The organism is Pseudomonas mucoides (assembly GCF_015461845.1).
In the GTDB taxonomy this organism is placed as follows: domain Bacteria; phylum Pseudomonadota; class Gammaproteobacteria; order Pseudomonadales; family Pseudomonadaceae; genus Aquipseudomonas; species Aquipseudomonas mucoides.
The window spans coordinates 112,016-126,038 of the sequence record NZ_JACOPW010000004.1 but is presented as its reverse complement, the minus strand read 5'-3'; the positions used below and the strand labels follow the sequence as shown (position 1 = coordinate 126,038).

At 61.0% G+C, this 14,023-nt stretch carries 14 protein-coding genes and 1 pseudogene; 10 read left to right on the top strand and 5 right to left on the bottom strand.

Annotation, left to right across the window (positions count from 1 at the left end; translation table 11 throughout):
• Positions 1-28 precede the first annotated feature (28 nt).
• Positions 29-643, top strand: a complete 615-nt coding sequence (locus H8F22_RS19345; protein WP_027922885.1) for an NAD(P)-dependent oxidoreductase — start codon at positions 29-31, stop codon at positions 641-643.
• 131 nt (positions 644-774) lie between these two features.
• On the opposite strand, the gene H8F22_RS19340 is transcribed toward H8F22_RS19345, so the two are convergent.
• The gene (locus tag H8F22_RS19340; protein WP_027922886.1) at positions 775-1,656 is read right to left on the bottom strand and encodes a LysR substrate-binding domain-containing protein; all 882 of its coding nucleotides are present in this window, start codon (positions 1,654-1,656) and stop codon (positions 775-777) included.
• Positions 1,657-1,817: 161 nt separating this feature from the next.
• Between H8F22_RS19340 and H8F22_RS19335 the strand changes: the two genes are divergently transcribed.
• The 6 genes from H8F22_RS19335 to H8F22_RS19310 all read left to right on the top strand — a co-directional run bounded on the left by H8F22_RS19335 (position 1,818) and on the right by H8F22_RS19310 (position 9,240).
• The gene (locus H8F22_RS19335; RefSeq protein ID WP_027922887.1) at positions 1,818-3,455 is read left to right on the top strand and encodes a 5-guanidino-2-oxopentanoate decarboxylase; all 1,638 of its coding nucleotides are present in this window, start codon (positions 1,818-1,820) and stop codon (positions 3,453-3,455) included.
• Positions 3,452-4,900, top strand: coding sequence for an aldehyde dehydrogenase family protein (locus H8F22_RS19330; protein WP_194940563.1), 1,449 nt, complete (start codon positions 3,452-3,454; stop codon positions 4,898-4,900). The genes H8F22_RS19335 and H8F22_RS19330 overlap by 4 nt, the downstream gene beginning before the upstream one ends.
• A 217-nt stretch (positions 4,901-5,117) precedes the next feature.
• Positions 5,118-6,221 carry an extracellular solute-binding protein gene (locus H8F22_RS19325; RefSeq protein ID WP_027922889.1) on the top strand — a complete coding sequence of 368 codons (1,104 nt, stop codon included), beginning with the start codon at positions 5,118-5,120 and terminating at the stop codon, positions 6,219-6,221.
• A 191-nt stretch (positions 6,222-6,412) separates the two neighbouring features.
• Positions 6,413-7,321: an ABC transporter permease gene (locus H8F22_RS19320; protein ID WP_027922890.1), complete on the top strand. Its 909-nt coding sequence runs from the start codon at positions 6,413-6,415 to the stop codon at positions 7,319-7,321.
• Positions 7,318-8,166, top strand: coding sequence for an ABC transporter permease (locus tag H8F22_RS19315; protein ID WP_027922891.1), 849 nt, complete (start codon positions 7,318-7,320; stop codon positions 8,164-8,166). The genes H8F22_RS19320 and H8F22_RS19315 overlap by 4 nt, the downstream gene beginning before the upstream one ends.
• 18 nt (positions 8,167-8,184) lie before the next feature.
• On the top strand, positions 8,185-9,240 hold the full coding sequence (locus H8F22_RS19310; RefSeq protein ID WP_027922892.1) for an ABC transporter ATP-binding protein: 1,056 nt from the start codon (positions 8,185-8,187) through the stop codon (positions 9,238-9,240).
• A gap of 154 nt (positions 9,241-9,394) precedes the next feature.
• On the opposite strand, the gene H8F22_RS19305 is transcribed toward H8F22_RS19310, so the two are convergent.
• Entirely contained in the window at positions 9,395-10,324 is a 930-nt protein-coding gene (locus H8F22_RS19305; protein ID WP_027922893.1) for an AraC family transcriptional regulator, read from the bottom strand.
• A 335-nt stretch (positions 10,325-10,659) separates the two neighbouring features.
• Here H8F22_RS19305 and H8F22_RS19300 point away from each other — a divergent pair, with 335 nt between their 5' ends.
• Positions 10,660-11,013 (top strand): antibiotic biosynthesis monooxygenase family protein, encoded by a 354-nt coding sequence (locus tag H8F22_RS19300; protein WP_027922894.1) that lies wholly within the window; start codon positions 10,660-10,662, stop codon positions 11,011-11,013.
• 41 nt (positions 11,014-11,054) lie between these two features.
• Positions 11,055-11,285 carry a hypothetical protein gene (locus H8F22_RS19295; RefSeq protein WP_194940562.1) on the top strand — a complete coding sequence of 77 codons (231 nt, stop codon included), beginning with the start codon at positions 11,055-11,057 and terminating at the stop codon, positions 11,283-11,285.
• 1 nt (position 11,286) lies between these two features.
• Here the strand turns inward: H8F22_RS19295 and H8F22_RS19290 are convergent, their stop codons facing one another.
• Together H8F22_RS19290 and H8F22_RS19285 are read right to left on the bottom strand one after the other, a co-directional pair.
• Positions 11,287-11,916 (bottom strand): flavin reductase family protein, encoded by a 630-nt coding sequence (locus H8F22_RS19290; RefSeq protein ID WP_194940561.1) that lies wholly within the window; start codon positions 11,914-11,916, stop codon positions 11,287-11,289.
• A 182-nt stretch (positions 11,917-12,098) separates the two neighbouring features.
• Positions 12,099-12,266, bottom strand: a complete 168-nt coding sequence (locus H8F22_RS19285) for a hypothetical protein (RefSeq protein ID WP_032833476.1) — start codon at positions 12,264-12,266, stop codon at positions 12,099-12,101.
• On the opposite strand from H8F22_RS19285, the pseudogene H8F22_RS19280 reads away from it, so the two are divergent.
• Positions 12,223-12,492, top strand: a pseudogene (locus H8F22_RS19280) (hypothetical protein); the annotation flags it as partial. The gene H8F22_RS19285 and the pseudogene H8F22_RS19280 overlap by 44 nt on opposite strands.
• A gap of 207 nt (positions 12,493-12,699) precedes the next feature.
• Here H8F22_RS19280 and H8F22_RS19275 read toward each other — a convergent pair.
• Complete coding sequence (locus H8F22_RS19275; RefSeq protein ID WP_194940560.1) at positions 12,700-14,019, bottom strand: MFS transporter; 1,320 nt, start codon at positions 14,017-14,019, stop codon at positions 12,700-12,702.
• Between the last annotated feature and the right edge of the window lie 4 nt (positions 14,020-14,023).

Sequence of the window (14,023 nt, the reverse complement as noted above, 5' to 3'; positions counted from 1 at the left end):
TCTACATCCAAGCCAACTGGAGAACGTCATGAGCAAAATCGCAATCATCGGGGCCACTGGCCGTGCCGGCAGCCAATTGCTGGAAGAAGCCCTGCGTCGTGGTCATAGCGTCACCGCCATTGCCCGCGACACGTCGAAGATCGGTCAGCGTGCCGGTGTGGTCAGCAAGCATGTCGATGCCCTTGATGGCGCAGCGTTGCAAGCCGCTGTGGCGGGTCATGACGTGGTCATCAGCGCCGCGCATTTCTCGACGCTGCCCGCCGCGGCGGTGATCGGGCCGGTGAAAAAGGCCGGGGTGAAACGTCTGCTGGTGGTGGGCGGTGCCGGTTCGTTGTTGTTGCCGGGCGGAACTCGCGTGATCGACAGCGAGGGCTTTCCCGATGCGTACAAAGCCGAGGCGGGTGCCGGGGCGTTGTTCCTTGAGAACCTGCGACAGGAAAAGGACCTGGACTGGACCTTCTTGTCACCGTCGGCGGAGTTTGTCGAAGGGGAACGCACGGGGGTGTTCCGGATCGGCCAGGATGATTTGCTGGTGAGCCGTGAAGGGCGCAGCTGGATCACGTTTGCCGACTATGCGATTGCGATGATCGATGAAGTGGAAGTGCCGAAGCACTCCCGCCAGCGGTTCACAGTAGGCTACTGAGATCACCGATCCCCTGTAGGAGTGAGCCTGCTCGCGATAGCGGTTGATCATTCAACAGTGATGTCGACTGACCCAACGCCATCGCGAGCAGGCTCACTCCTACAAGGGGATTGCAGCAAGATTTTAGGCTTTCACCGCGCTTGAGCCTGCTCCACCAACCACCCCAACAATTCCTGCAACTTCGGCGAAGGTGCGGGCTTGTGCGGCAAAACCAGGTAATACGCCAACCCCGTTTTCACCTTCAACTCAAACGGCATCACCAGTCGCCCGGCGCTCAAGTCATCGCCAATCAACGACCAGTCGCCAATCGCTACCCCCGTCCCCTGTGAGGCCATCGACATCGCCAGGTCCAGGGTTTCGAAGTGCTGACCCTTGCTGACATTGTTCAGTCGCACATTGGCCGTGGCCAGCCAGGCTTTCCAGTCACGCTCATCACGGGTGGGGTGCAGCAGCATGTGCCGCTGAAGGTCTTCCGGGGTCTGCAACGGCACCGGGCCTTCAAGCAGCGGTTTGGAACAGACCGGCGTCAATATTTCTTCAAACAGGCGTTGCGAGGCCAACGTGCTGTCCGGTGGCACGCCGTACATCACCGCCGCATCGAACTGCTCACGATGAAAATCCACGCCGTGCTTGACCGTGGTGGTCAGTTCCACCGGCACGTCCGGCCGCTCCCGTTGCCACTGCAAAAGACGCGGCAACAGCCAGCGCATCACGCAGGTCGGCGCCTTGAGTTGCAGGGTTTCGCGCTTCTCGCCGATCTGTTCAACGGCCTCATCGATCAGGCCGAAAATCTGCTGCACCCGTGGCAGCCATTCCCGTCCTTCGGCCGTCAGATCGAGGCCGCGAGCCTGGCGGATGAACAGTTCATAACCGAGGTGATCTTCGAGCCCGGCGATCTGCCGGCTTACCGCGCCTTGGGTGATGTGCAGCTGTTCGGCGGCCCGGGTGAAGTTGCAGCACTGCGCGGTAATCAGAAAAGTGTGCAGCGCCGGCAGGGGAGGCAGTCGTTTCATTGGGATCCAAGGTATGACGTGAGGACATGGCTAGTATGACTTTTTATCCATTGTTGCGGCTACGTGTCGCCCGTTCCAATGAGGCCATCCCTGGACCTGCCCACTCATCATAAACACTGCGCAGGCCCGGCGTCTCAAACGAACAAGAAGGGCAAAACACAATGGCGACGTGCGGCGAAGTATTGGTCAAGTTACTCGAAGATTACGGGGTTGAGCAGGTGTTCGGCATTCCCGGGGTTCATACCGTGGAGCTGTATCGCGGGCTGGCCCGTTCGAGCATCAACCACGTCACTCCGCGTCACGAACAGGGCGCCGGTTTCATGGCCGACGGTTATGCCCGCACCAGCGGCAAACCGGGTGTGTGCTTCATCATCACCGGCCCTGGCATGACCAACATCACCACCGCGATGGGCCAGGCGTACGCCGATTCGATCCCGATGCTGGTGATCTCCAGCGTGCAATCGCGCAGCCAGTTGGGCGGCGGTCGCGGCAAGCTGCATGAACTGCCGAACCAGGGCGCGTTGGTCGCCGGTGTGGCGGCGTTCTCCCACACCCTGATGTCGGCGTCCGAGTTGCCGGGCGTGCTGGCCCGTGCCTTTGCGCTGTTCCAGGCTGGCCGTCCGCGTCCGGTGCACATCGAAATTCCGTTGGACGTGCTGGTTGAAGAAGCCGATGACCTGCTGACCAGCGTACCGGTGAACATTGACCGCGCCGGTGCATCGCCGACCGCCGTCTCGCGCATGACCGAATTGCTGGCCGGCGCCAAGCGCCCGCTGATTCTCGCCGGTGGCGGTGCCATCGATGCGGCTGCCGAACTGACTGAACTGGCCGAACTGCTGGACGCGCCGGTGGCCCTGACCATCAACGCCAAAGGCATGCTCGAATCCAGTCACCCGTTGCTGATCGGTTCGACCCAGAGCCTGGTCGCGACTCGCGCACTGGTGGCCGAAGCCGACGTGGTCCTGGCCATCGGCACCGAACTGGCCGAGACCGACTACGACGTCACCTTCGCCGGTGGTTTCGAGATTCCTGGCCAGTTGCTGCGCGTGGACATCGACCCGGACCAGACCGTGCGCAACTATCCGCCGCACGTGGCGCTGGTGTCCGACTCGCGCAACGCTGCTCAGGCATTGCTGAGCGCGCTGTCCCACAAGTCCCTGGCCGAGCGCGCCAATGATTGGGGTCAGGTGCGTGCCTCCCGTTTGCGTGAGGCACTCGCCGAGAGCTGGGATGCCCCGACCCTGGCGCAAACACGCTTTCTCGAAACCGTCCTGCACGAGCTGCCAGACGCGGTATTCGTCGGCGATTCGACCCAGCCTGTGTACACCGGCAACCTGACCTTCAACCCCGAGCGCCCGCGTCGCTGGTTCAACTCGTCCACCGGTTACGGCACCTTGGGTTACGCTTTGCCGGCGGCGATTGGCGCCTGGCTCGGCGGCAGCGTCGAAGGCGGTTCGCGTCCTCCGGTGGTGTGCCTGATCGGCGACGGCGGCCTGCAATTCACCCTGCCGGAACTGGCCAGTGCCGTTGAAGCGCGCACCCCGGTGATCGTGCTGCTGTGGAATAACCAGGGCTACGAAGAGATCAAGAAATACATGGTCAACCGCGCCATCGAGCCGGTCGGCGTGGACATCTACACCCCGGACTTCATCGGTGTGGCCAAGGCCTTGGGCTGCGCGGCGGAAGCCATCAGCGGCGTCGAGCAACTGCGCACAGCGCTGCGTGCCGCGGCGGATCGCCAAGGCCCGACCCTGATTGAAATCGATCAGACCCAGTGGATGAAGGCGGTGTCGAAATGAGTTTTCCAACCACGCTCGACGGTCTGTTCATCAATGGCCAATGGTCGGCCGGCCACGAACACTTGCGTGTGATCAACCCGGCGACCGAAGCCTTGTTGACCACGGTCAATGGCGGCGATGCACAGTCTGTCGATCAGGCGGTGAGCGCGGCCACCCACGCCTTCGCCGCCTGGTCGAAAACCACCGGAGCCGAGCGCGGCGCGATCCTGCGCAAAATCGCCGCAGGCGTGCAGGCCGGTCGCGAACAGTTGATGCATTTGCAGTCGAGCAACAACGGCAAGCCATTGTTCGAAGCGGCCATCGACGTCGACGACGTGATCGCGACGTTTGAGTATTACGCCGGTCTGGCCGAAGGCCTCGACGCTAAACAAGACAGCCCCGTTGAATTGCCGAGCGACGATTTCAGCGCGCGTCTGCGCCGCGAGCCGGCCGGTGTGGTCGGCCTGATCGTGCCGTGGAATTTCCCGATGGTCACCACCGCGTGGAAACTCGCCCCGGCCTTGGCCGCCGGTTGCTGCGTGGTGCTCAAGCCTTCGGAAGTGACACCGCTGCCGGAGCTGGAACTGGCGTCGATCATCGCTAAAGCCGGGTTGCCGGCCGGCGTTTTCAACCTGGTGTGCGGCATCGGTCTGGCCGTTGGCGCGCCACTGTCGGTTGATCCGCGCATCGCCAAGATTTCTTTCACCGGCAGCAACGCGGTGGGCGTGCAAGTCATGCAGCGTGCGGCGGAAACCGTCAAAGGCGTGAGCCTGGAACTGGGTGGCAAATCGTCGTTGCTGGTGCTGGCCGATGCCGACCTCGACCTGGCGGTGGAAGTGGCCTGTGGCGGTGGTTTCTTCAACGCCGGGCAAATGTGTTCCGCCACCAGCCGTGTGCTGGTCGCCGATGAACTGGCCGATGAATTCCTGCTGCGCCTGAAGGCGCGCGCCGAAGCCATTCGCGTGGCCGACCCGTTCGACCCGGCGGTGGAGATGGGTGCTCTGGTCAATCAGGCGCAATACCAGCGTGTGCTCGGCCACATCGATCGTGGTTTGAGCGCCGGCGCCAAGCTGATCTGTGGTGGCAATCGTCCGGCCGACCTGCCGCGCGGTTATTTTTTGCAGCCGACCATTTTCACTGAAGTGCCCCTCGACAGTGCGCTGTGGTGTGAAGAGATTTTCGGCCCGGTGATCTGCGTACGCAGTTTTGCCTCCGAAGCCGAGGCGATTGCCCTGGCCAACGACAGCCAGTTCGGTCTGGTGGCCAGCGTGGTCACGAGTAATGTCGAGGCCGCTGATAGGGTCGCCAACGCTTTGCAGGCGGGCCTTGTGTGGATCAACGCGCCGCAGGTGATCTTTCCGCAAACCGCCTGGGGCGGCTACAAGCAGAGCAGCATCGGCCGCGAGTTGGGGCCGTGGGGCTTGCAGGCGTTCCAGGAAATCAAACACGTGATTCGGGCGGTCTGACGGCACGAAAAAGGTCAGCGCATGCCTCGAAAGGAGGCATGCGCTGGCGTCATGGCTTCGATGAGTTTTTATCGATAGTCAGGTGTTTTACACGACCTCAGGATGAACTTGCCGGTTCAGCCAAACCCCCGAAAATACGGGGGCTAATGCAGATCCGGTCGCGCGGATGCAACAGTTTCGACCTGCCTTATACCTACAAAAACAAAGGGAGTCCGTAATGGGCGAACATGATCTGAACAGACGTCAATTCATCAAGACCGTAGGCGTAGCCTCGGTGGCAGCGGCCGCCATGAGCATGCCGTTCATGAAGGCCAATGCCAGCGACACACGCTTTGCGGGCAAGACCCTGCGTTTGCTGACCTGGTCCGATGACACTGGCCTGGCAGCCCTGCGCAACATCGCCGCGACCTTCGAAGACAAGTACGGCTGCAAAGTCATCGCTGACCGCACCGGCAGCACCTCGGAAATGGTCGCCAAACTCAAGGCCGGCGGTGATCGTCCGCAGTACGACATCATCACCCTGGCCGGCGTCGGCGCCGAAGGTCTGGCCGCCGCCAACCTGCTGGAAAAACCCGACCTCAACCGCATCCCGAACCTGGTCGATGTCCCGGAAAAATACCGCACCGGCGCCAATGGCCACGGCATCGGTTACCTGCTCTGGTGCAACAGCCTGGTCTACAGCACCCGCACCCAGAAAGAAGCGCCAACCAGCTACGCCTCCCTGTGGGATGCCGACGCTGCGCCAAACATCTTCCTGCCGCCGCCGAACTGGACCGAGGCCATGGACCTGATCATCATCGCCGCCAAACTGGCCGGTGGTGACGAGCACAACATTGAGCCGGGCTTCAAGAAACTCGCCGAGCTGAAAGATCGCGTGGTCACCCTGGGTGAAAACCCGAACCAGATCGCCGAGCTGTTCCGCACCGGTTCGCTGGACATGGGCGGCCTGTACGCACCGGCATTCTTCCCGAAACAGATCCGCGACCCGGCCTACGGCCTGAGCGCAACCTTTGGCATGAAGGAAGGTTTCTACACCGACTTGATGCAATCGGTGATGCCGAAGAACCGTCCGGGCGACACCGACATGGCGTACGCCTTCATCAACCACTCTCTGGACCCGCTGGTGCAGGGCAAGATGGCTGAAGACATCTACAACGGCCCGGTCAACGCCAAGGCGATCATCTCCGCCGAAGCGCGCAAGAGCCCGTACATCCTCACGCCAGAGCAGATTGCCGAGAAGGCGATCATGCACGACAACGCCTTCCTGGCCACCGTGCATGACCAATGGATTCGTCGCTACACGGAAATCTTTTCTTCCTGATTGAGTGACAAACACACGTTTTTAGAACACTGCAAAACACTGTGGGAGCGGGCTTGCCCGCGATGACGGCCTCCCTGTCGATATTGATGTGACTGACAGATCGCTATCGCGGGCAAGCCCGCTCCCACAGGGTTCGTGGTGGTTTTGAAAGGTGTGTTGGTCAGCTGCTTTCCATTGACGAGACCCTTGCTATGGAACACCAACCTTTGACTCATCCGGTAAGCATCGCCCCCGAGCGTGCCCGTCGGGGTGTTTCGCCAACGACCCGCGCCTGGTTTTTCCTGTCGCCGTCGATGCTGTTTCTGGGTGTGCTGATCGCCGCCAGCCTGCTGGTCCTGCGCATGAGCGTGGGCACCAAAGGCGCGGAATGGACCGGGTTCAGCCTGGCCAGTTACGCCCAATTGCTGGAACCGTATTACCTCAAATCCTTGCTGCTGACCCTGCGTCTGGCACTGATCAGCGCAGCGATCGCTGTGGTCCTGGCGATCCCGGTGGCCTACACCATGTCGCGCCTGACCTCACCGTTCGTGCGCCGGGTGTTCCTCGCCGCGGTGCTATTGCCATTGCTGGTCAACCTGCTGCTGCAAAGCTACGGCTGGCTGGTGATCCTCGGTCCGGGCGGCATGCTCAATCAGGCGTTGATGGGCCTCGGTCTGATCAAGCGTCCGATCATGCTGCTCTACAACCAGAACGGCGTGCTGATGGGCCTGGTGCAAACCGCGTTCCCGCTCGCTGTGTTGCCAATCGCCAGCGCCATGCGCGGCGTCGCCCGTACTTACGAAGAAGCCGCTGCGACCCTGGGCGCCAGTCGCTTCCAGGTGTTCCGCCAGGTGGTGTTGCCGATGAGCATGCCGGGGATCATCACCGGCGCGACGTTGGTGTTCGCCTACAACGCCAGCAGTTTCGTGGTGCCGTTGCTGCTCGGTGGTCGACGCGTGCCGATGCTGGCGGTGATGGTCCATGACCAGATCGCCCCGCTGATGAACTGGCCCGCCGCGTCCGCCGCCGGTGTGGTGCTGATCGTCACCACGCTCGCGATCATGACCTTGTCCGAATACATCACTGGCCGCCGTCGGCGCATGCTGGAGGCTTCGCAATGAGTACCCTGACCAAGAAACGTTACGGGCTGCTGCCGGGCGAAACCGGCAAGTTTGCCGGCATCCTCTCCGGCTTCATCCTGCTGCTGGCGGTGTTGCCGATCCTGACCATGATCGTGATGTCGTTCAGCGGCTCGTCGAACCTCGACTTCCCGCCGAGCAGCTACAGCCTGCAATGGTACAAAGCGGCCTGGCACACCTTCGTCTCGCCGGACGCCAGTGACGTGCTGAGCCTGGGCAAAGCCATGACCACCAGCCTGATGGTTGCGTGCCTGACCATGGTTTTCGCCACGATCATCGCCGTGCCGGCGTCTTACGCGCTGACCCGTTGCGAGTTCCGCGGCAAGGCCGTGGCGCTGCAACTGATGTCGTTGCCGCTGGTGTTTCCAATGGTGGTGTTGGGCCTGGCGTTGCTGCTGGTGTTCGACAGCCTGCCGTTCCAGATGACCACCTCGCGGCTGGTGATTGCCCACGTGATTCTGGCGTTGCCGTTCGTGGTGAAAAACTGCACTGCGGCGATGCTGTCCATCGGCAGCGAAGTCGAGGAGGCCGCGCAAATGCTCGGTGCTTCGCCGACCCGGGCGATTGTCGATGTGGTGGTGCCGTTGATGAAGTCGGGGATCCTGGCGGGGATGCTGCTGGCGTTCATCGTCTCGTTCAACGAATTCACCGTGACCTATTTCCTCTACACCATCGACGTCATGACCGTGCCGATCTGGATGTACAGCCGCACCGTGTCTTCGCTCGACCCTACCGTTTTCTCGTTTGCCGTGCTGATCGTGCTGATCGACTTCGTCCTGATCTGGGCGCTGGAGAAGCTGGTTGGTGAAGGTGGCGTTTCGTTCTGATTTCTTGAGGTGATTCACATGTCTGGTCTGATTCTGGAAAACGTCGAGAAACACTACGGCTCGGCCTGCGCGGTAAAGGATGTAAACCTGCATTTGCCCGAGGGCAAGCTGGTGTGTTTTCTCGGCCCGTCGGGCTGCGGTAAAACCACGCTGCTGCGCATGATCGCCGGCCTCGAAACCCTCACCGGCGGCGAGATTCGCCTGGACGGTGAAGACATCGGCCACACCCCGGCGCATCTACGTAATTTCGGCATGGTGTTTCAATCCCTGGCCTTGTTCCCGCATATGACCGTGGGCGAGAACATCGCCTATCCGCTGAAACTGCGTGGCGTCAGCAAGGCTGATCAGCAGGCGCGTGTGGTGGAGTTGCTGGAGCTGATTCAGTTGCAGGAAATGATTGATCGCCCGGTGGCCAAACTCTCCGGCGGTCAGCGTCAGCGCGTGGCGATTGCCCGGGCGATTGCTTCGCGACCAAAAATCCTCCTGCTGGATGAGCCGCTGTCGGCGCTGGACGCCAAGCTGCGCGAATCGATGCAAGTGGAAATCCGTCAGCTGCAGCAACGCCTGAACATCACCACGATCATGGTGACCCACGATCAGCGTGAAGCCATGACCATGGCCGATATCGTCGTGGTCCTGGGCGAGCACCGTGTGCAGCAAGTCGGCACGCCGATTGAAATCTACCGCCACCCGGCCAACGAATTTGTCGCGGACTTTATCGGTTCCGGCAACATCTTCCCGGCCACGGCGTTGGGCAATGGCAAGGTCGGTCTGCCGGGGGGCGATGCACTGGACGTGCCGATCTGCAGCAGCATTGTGGTCGGCGAGAAAGTGAAGATGCTGATTCGCCCGGAAGACCTGCAACTGTCGCACCCGCAGGCGACGGCGGGGAATCGTTTGCTGGGTACGGTGACGTTCGTGCGTGATATCGGCGCGACGATTGAAACCACCGTGGAGTGTTCCGGGGTGTCGTTTACCGCGCTGAGCACACCGTGCCAGGGGTTCGGGTTGAGCATTGGCAACCCGGTGTCGGTGACGTTGCCGGCTGAGGCTTGCCGCGTACTCGGTGCCTGATTCAGGATTGATGCCAGCCTTGCTGGCCTCTTCGCGGGCAAGCCCGCTCCCACAGTGATCGTCGGTGTTCACGCCATTTTGTGACTGCCAATAATTCCCTGTGGGAGCGGGCTTGCCCGCGATGGGGCCATCCGCCACACCAGAAAACTCTGGATCAGACACTCAACCGCAACCGCGCCAAATCCCGCAACGGCGGCGCCCCAAACAACCGACTGTATTCACGGCTGAACTGCGAAGGGCTTTCATACCCCACCCGATACCCCGCCGCCGAAGCCTCCAACCCTTCCGCCAGCATCAACCGCCGCGCTTCCTGCAACCGCAACTGCTTCTGATACTGCAACGGACTCATCGCCGTCATCGCCTTGAACCGGTGATGCAACGTCGACACGCTCAGGTTCACCTCTTTCGCCAAATCATCAATGCGCAGCGGCTGCTCATAGTTGCCGTTCAGCCACTGGATCGCCTGGCTGATGCGATGGCTCTGGCTATTGGCGATCGCGATCTCATACAGCCGATGCCCCTGCGGGCTGCGCAACAACCGATAAAGAATCTCCCGACGAATCAACGGCGCGAGCATGGCGATGTCTTTCGGGGTGTCGAGCAAACGTGCCAGACGCAGTACGGCATCGAGCATGGCGCTGTCGACCCGCTCGACATACAGGCCACGACCGGTGGGGCGGGTCGGCACACCTAAAGGTCCGGCATCGGCAATCAGCGCGCTGATTTCCGCTGGGTCGATGTCCAGCCGCACCGAGAGAATCGGTTCTTCCGAGGTGACATTGACGATCCTGCCGCTCAGGGGCATCGAGACCGAGACCACCAGGTAGTGCAGCGGGTCGTAATTGAAGTATTCGTCCGCCAGCCGCACCTCTTTGCGCCCCTGCGCCATGATGCACAACGCCGGTTGCGCCAGCACCGGTGCAAAGTCGTGGGACTTGCTGTGTTTGGCCATGAACAACGAGCCGACGGCGGTCTCATAATTGCCATCATCGGTTGTATAGCGACGGATGATCGCGGCCAGTTCCGCGCGCTGTTTCTCCATCTCGGCATCCAGCGGGGCTTGAAAATGATCGAGCGACGACATGCAAGGCATCCTCGGTGGGGCGTGGATAATGGGCTCAGCTTATGTTTGTGCAAGACGAAGCGGTAGACACATCCTGCCTCAACCTTGCCTGATTCTGCACGGGGTGAATTAGCGGTGCCTCTGGCAGTGGGCATTCCCCGCAAAACTTGCTTGAAAGCCCTGTTTCATTGGCCTGAAAACCTTTTGCCGGCGGGTAGAGGTTTTTTACGACGCGCGCAGGATTGTGCAACAAGCCGGCAGGAATCGACTAACCGCGCTGGCGGGTGCGCGATTAACCTTTGATCCTGTCGCAGCCCGTCCCACGGCTGCCACTCGAGTACCTGGGAGGGTTGAACATGTCTACGCAGATCCCCGTCAGTCATATGGCTTTTGTCCGTGCCCACGCCGGGCGTTCGGTGGAACTCGGTGCGCGCCTGAGCGCCCTGATCGAGCCGACGCGCACTGCACCGGGTTGCCTGAGCTTTACCCTGCAACAGTCGCAATGCGATACCGAGTTGTGGCTGGTGTCCGGTTTCTGGATCAACCAGCAGGCCATGACCGCGTACTTCAGCACCCCGGCGATGGAAGTGTTTGCCGCACTGGTGCAGGACCTGGTGGTCAACAGCCTGGATTTCCACACCTTCAAGGAAGTGTCGGCGGCCCAGGCGTTGGGTCAGACCCAGTCGTGGGTACACAAAATGGCGGGTTGAGGGTTTAATGACCGCATTATCAACCAGCCAGGATCCGCGACATGGCACGTAAAGCCTTTGAACACTTCGAAGCCGTTTCCGCAGTAGTACCGGGTGAGGGTGGATACCACGCCGCCATCGCCGTCAAAGCCCTGGGTGGCGCAGGCGCACCGCGCTTTCACAAAGTCCTCGAAGACCAGACCTTCAAGACCGCCCATGAAGCCGATGAAGCCGCCGCCAAAGAGCTGACCCGCCTCAAGGACGTCAAGGAAAACACCGACCTGCTGTGGTGAGTTACCTGTTCGCCCCCGGGCGATACATCTTGAATAACGCCTCTGGCCCCAGCTGAAAATAATCCGCCGGCCCGCCGCCGCGCAGAATCGGTTCTGCCGCGGCGGTGTCGTAGACCCCCTCCTTCAACAGCCATTTGGCGATATGCACGGCGACCACTTCGCCGAGAATCAGCCAGCTCGGCACCACATTCCCGTCCGCGCGCTGCAACTGGATGATCTGCGTGACCTTGCACTCAAAGGACACCGGGCTTTCGGCGACCCGTGGCACCTGAATGATTGTCGAGGCGGCGGGCGTCAATCCGGACAACTCGAATTCATTCACTTCTGGCCCGACCATCGCACAGCTCTGGTTCATCTGCTCGGCCAATGGGCGAGTGGCGAGGTTCCAGGCGAATTCGCCGGTCTGTTCGATGTTATTCAGGCTGTCTTTGCGCCCGACACTGGAAAAACCAATGATCGGCGGAATGTAGTTGAACGCGTTGAAGAAACTGTACGGCGCCAGGTTCAAGCGGCCATTGGCATCCTGCGAGGAAATCCAGCCGATAGGGCGCGGGCCGACGATGGCGTTGAACGGATCGTGGGGCAGGCCGTGGCCGTTGGCGGGTTCGTAATAGTGGATGTCGTCGGGCATGGGGTTCATTCCAGGAGCTCTCGGGAGACCACCATGGTGCAAGGCCGAGCCGATAATTTCCAGCAATGAGATTCCAATGTAGGAGTGAGCCTGCTCGCGATGGCGGTGTGTCATTCAGCATTTATGTGACTGACACACCGCCATCGCGAGCAGGCTCTCTCCTACAGGGGGGGCTCTTGTGATCAGCCGATCGCTTCGGCGGTGCCGGTTTTGTCGAAGCTGTCAGAATGCGTACGTTCGATGGGGGCACTGGCGCCGTGCTCGTAGGACGCCGAGCCGGTTTTGACATAGCCATCGGCGGCGAACGTGTTGGCGACCAGTACGGCCGGCACCACGATGTCGGACTTCATGGACCGCACCCTCGGCCTGGGCTACGCCACCGGTTCGATGATCCTGATTGCGATCCTGATCGGGATTTTTGCGGCGTGGCGCTTGAGCGGTGATTCGCTGAACGTCACCAAGGTCCAGACCTTTCGCGGCGAGATGTTCTATTGGATGGCGATTCTGTTTTCCAACACCTTGGGCACGGCGCTGGGTGATTACCTGGCCGACGATTCGGGCCTGGGTGTTGGCGGGGATTCTGGTGGTGATGATTGCGGGGGCTTCGTTTGCTCAGAATAAATATGGGAAGCGGACGGCTGCTGAGTTGACTTGAGACCAAGGCGTCCCCATCGCGAGCAGGCTCACTCCTACATTTGACCGCATTCTCATGAAAAGAACCCGGTCAGTGTAGGAGTGAGCCTGCTCGCGAAGAGGCCAGTACAGCCACCCTCAATCCAGCGGTCAGTCAGTCTCGATCCGCGAATGCTTGCGGGTATCTTTCATGGTCACATACACCAGCAACGACACCGCAATACACGCCGTGACATACCAGTAATACCCGGTTTCCATGCCGATGCTCTTGAACCACAGCGCGATGTATTCAGCCGTACCGCCGAAGATCGACACGGTTAGGGCGTAAGGCAAGCCAACCCCCAGTGCACGGATTTCAGTCGGGAACAGTTCGGCCTTCACCACTGCGTTGATCGAGGTGTAGCCGCTGACGATGATCAGCGCCGCCATGATCAGGAAGAACGCGCCCCACCAGGTCTGAACGGTGTGCAGGGTGGTCAGGATCGGCACGGTGAACAGCGTCCCCAGAATGCCGAAGGCAATCAGGATCGGCCGACGACCGACTTTATCCGACAGCCCGCCGATGATCGGTTGCAGGCACATGAACAGGAACAGCGTCGCCGCCGAAATCGTGGTCGAGTCGGAGATGCTCATGCCGACCGTGTTCACCAGGTATTTCTGCATGTAGGTGGTGTAGGTGTAGAACGCCAGGGTACCGCCCATGGTCAGGCCGACCACGGTCATCAGTTCCTTGGGATGGCGCATCAAGGTGCGCATCGCGCTTTCCTTGGCCTTTTCTTTCTTGGTGAACGACTCGGTTTCTTCCATGCCACGACGCAGGTACAGCGCGACCACGGCACACAGTGCGCCGATGGCGAACGGGATGCGCCAGCCCCAGTCGTACAGTTGCTCGGTGGTCAAGGTCTGTTGCAGCACGATCAGCACCGCCAGGGCGATGAGCTGGCCGGAGATCAGGGTCACGTACTGGAAGCTGGAGTAGAAACCGCGACGATCCTTGGTCGCCATTTCGCTGAGGTACGTCGCCGAGGTGCCGTACTCGCCACCGACCGACAGGCCTTGCAGCAGACGGGCGAAAATCAGCAGGATCGGTGCGCCGATGCCAATGGTTTCATAACCCGGGCTCAGGGCGATCAGCAGCGAGCCGAAACACATCAGGTACACCGAAGCCATCAGCGCTTTCTTGCGCCCGGCCTTGTCGGCGTAGAGGCCCATCAGCCAGCCACCGATCGGGCGCATCAGGAACCCCACAGCGAAGATCGCGGCGGTGTTCAGCAGTTGGGCGGTGGTGTCGCCTTTCGGGAAAAAGGCCTTGGCGAAGTACAGGGAGAAGGCGGCGTAGACGTACCAGTCGTACCACTCGACCATGTTGCCGACGGAGCCGCTGAAAATCGATTTGATGCGACTGGCAGTGGTTCTTTCTTTAGCCGGCAGGGCAGCCGACCCAAGGGGCAGGGCGTTGGAGTTATCCATTGAA

Bases quoted from the DNA above. Each gene is read 5' to 3' on its own strand.
- H8F22_RS19335 (WP_027922887.1), top strand. From the start codon at position 1,818: ATGGCGACGTGCGGCGAAGTATTGGTCAAGTTACTCGAAGATTACGGG.
- H8F22_RS19300 (WP_027922894.1), top strand. From the start codon at position 10,660: ATGTCTACGCAGATCCCCGTCAGTCATATGGCTTTTGTCCGTGCCCAC.
- H8F22_RS19305 (WP_027922893.1), bottom strand. From the start codon at position 10,324: ATGTCGTCGCTCGATCATTTTCAAGCCCCGCTGGATGCCGAGATGGAG.
- H8F22_RS19330 (WP_194940563.1), top strand. From the start codon at position 3,452: ATGAGTTTTCCAACCACGCTCGACGGTCTGTTCATCAATGGCCAATGG.
- H8F22_RS19345 (WP_027922885.1), top strand. From the start codon at position 29: ATGAGCAAAATCGCAATCATCGGGGCCACTGGCCGTGCCGGCAGCCAA.
- H8F22_RS19275 (WP_194940560.1), bottom strand. From the start codon at position 14,019: ATGGATAACTCCAACGCCCTGCCCCTTGGGTCGGCTGCCCTGCCGGCT.
- H8F22_RS19315 (WP_027922891.1), top strand. From the start codon at position 7,318: ATGAGTACCCTGACCAAGAAACGTTACGGGCTGCTGCCGGGCGAAACC.
- H8F22_RS19290 (WP_194940561.1), bottom strand. From the start codon at position 11,916: ATGCCCGACGACATCCACTATTACGAACCCGCCAACGGCCACGGCCTG.
- H8F22_RS19285 (WP_032833476.1), bottom strand. From the start codon at position 12,266: ATGAAGTCCGACATCGTGGTGCCGGCCGTACTGGTCGCCAACACGTTC.
- H8F22_RS19320 (WP_027922890.1), top strand. From the start codon at position 6,413: ATGGAACACCAACCTTTGACTCATCCGGTAAGCATCGCCCCCGAGCGT.
- H8F22_RS19325 (WP_027922889.1), top strand. From the start codon at position 5,118: ATGGGCGAACATGATCTGAACAGACGTCAATTCATCAAGACCGTAGGC.
- H8F22_RS19295 (WP_194940562.1), top strand. From the start codon at position 11,055: ATGGCACGTAAAGCCTTTGAACACTTCGAAGCCGTTTCCGCAGTAGTA.
- H8F22_RS19340 (WP_027922886.1), bottom strand. From the start codon at position 1,656: ATGAAACGACTGCCTCCCCTGCCGGCGCTGCACACTTTTCTGATTACC.
- H8F22_RS19310 (WP_027922892.1), top strand. From the start codon at position 8,185: ATGTCTGGTCTGATTCTGGAAAACGTCGAGAAACACTACGGCTCGGCC.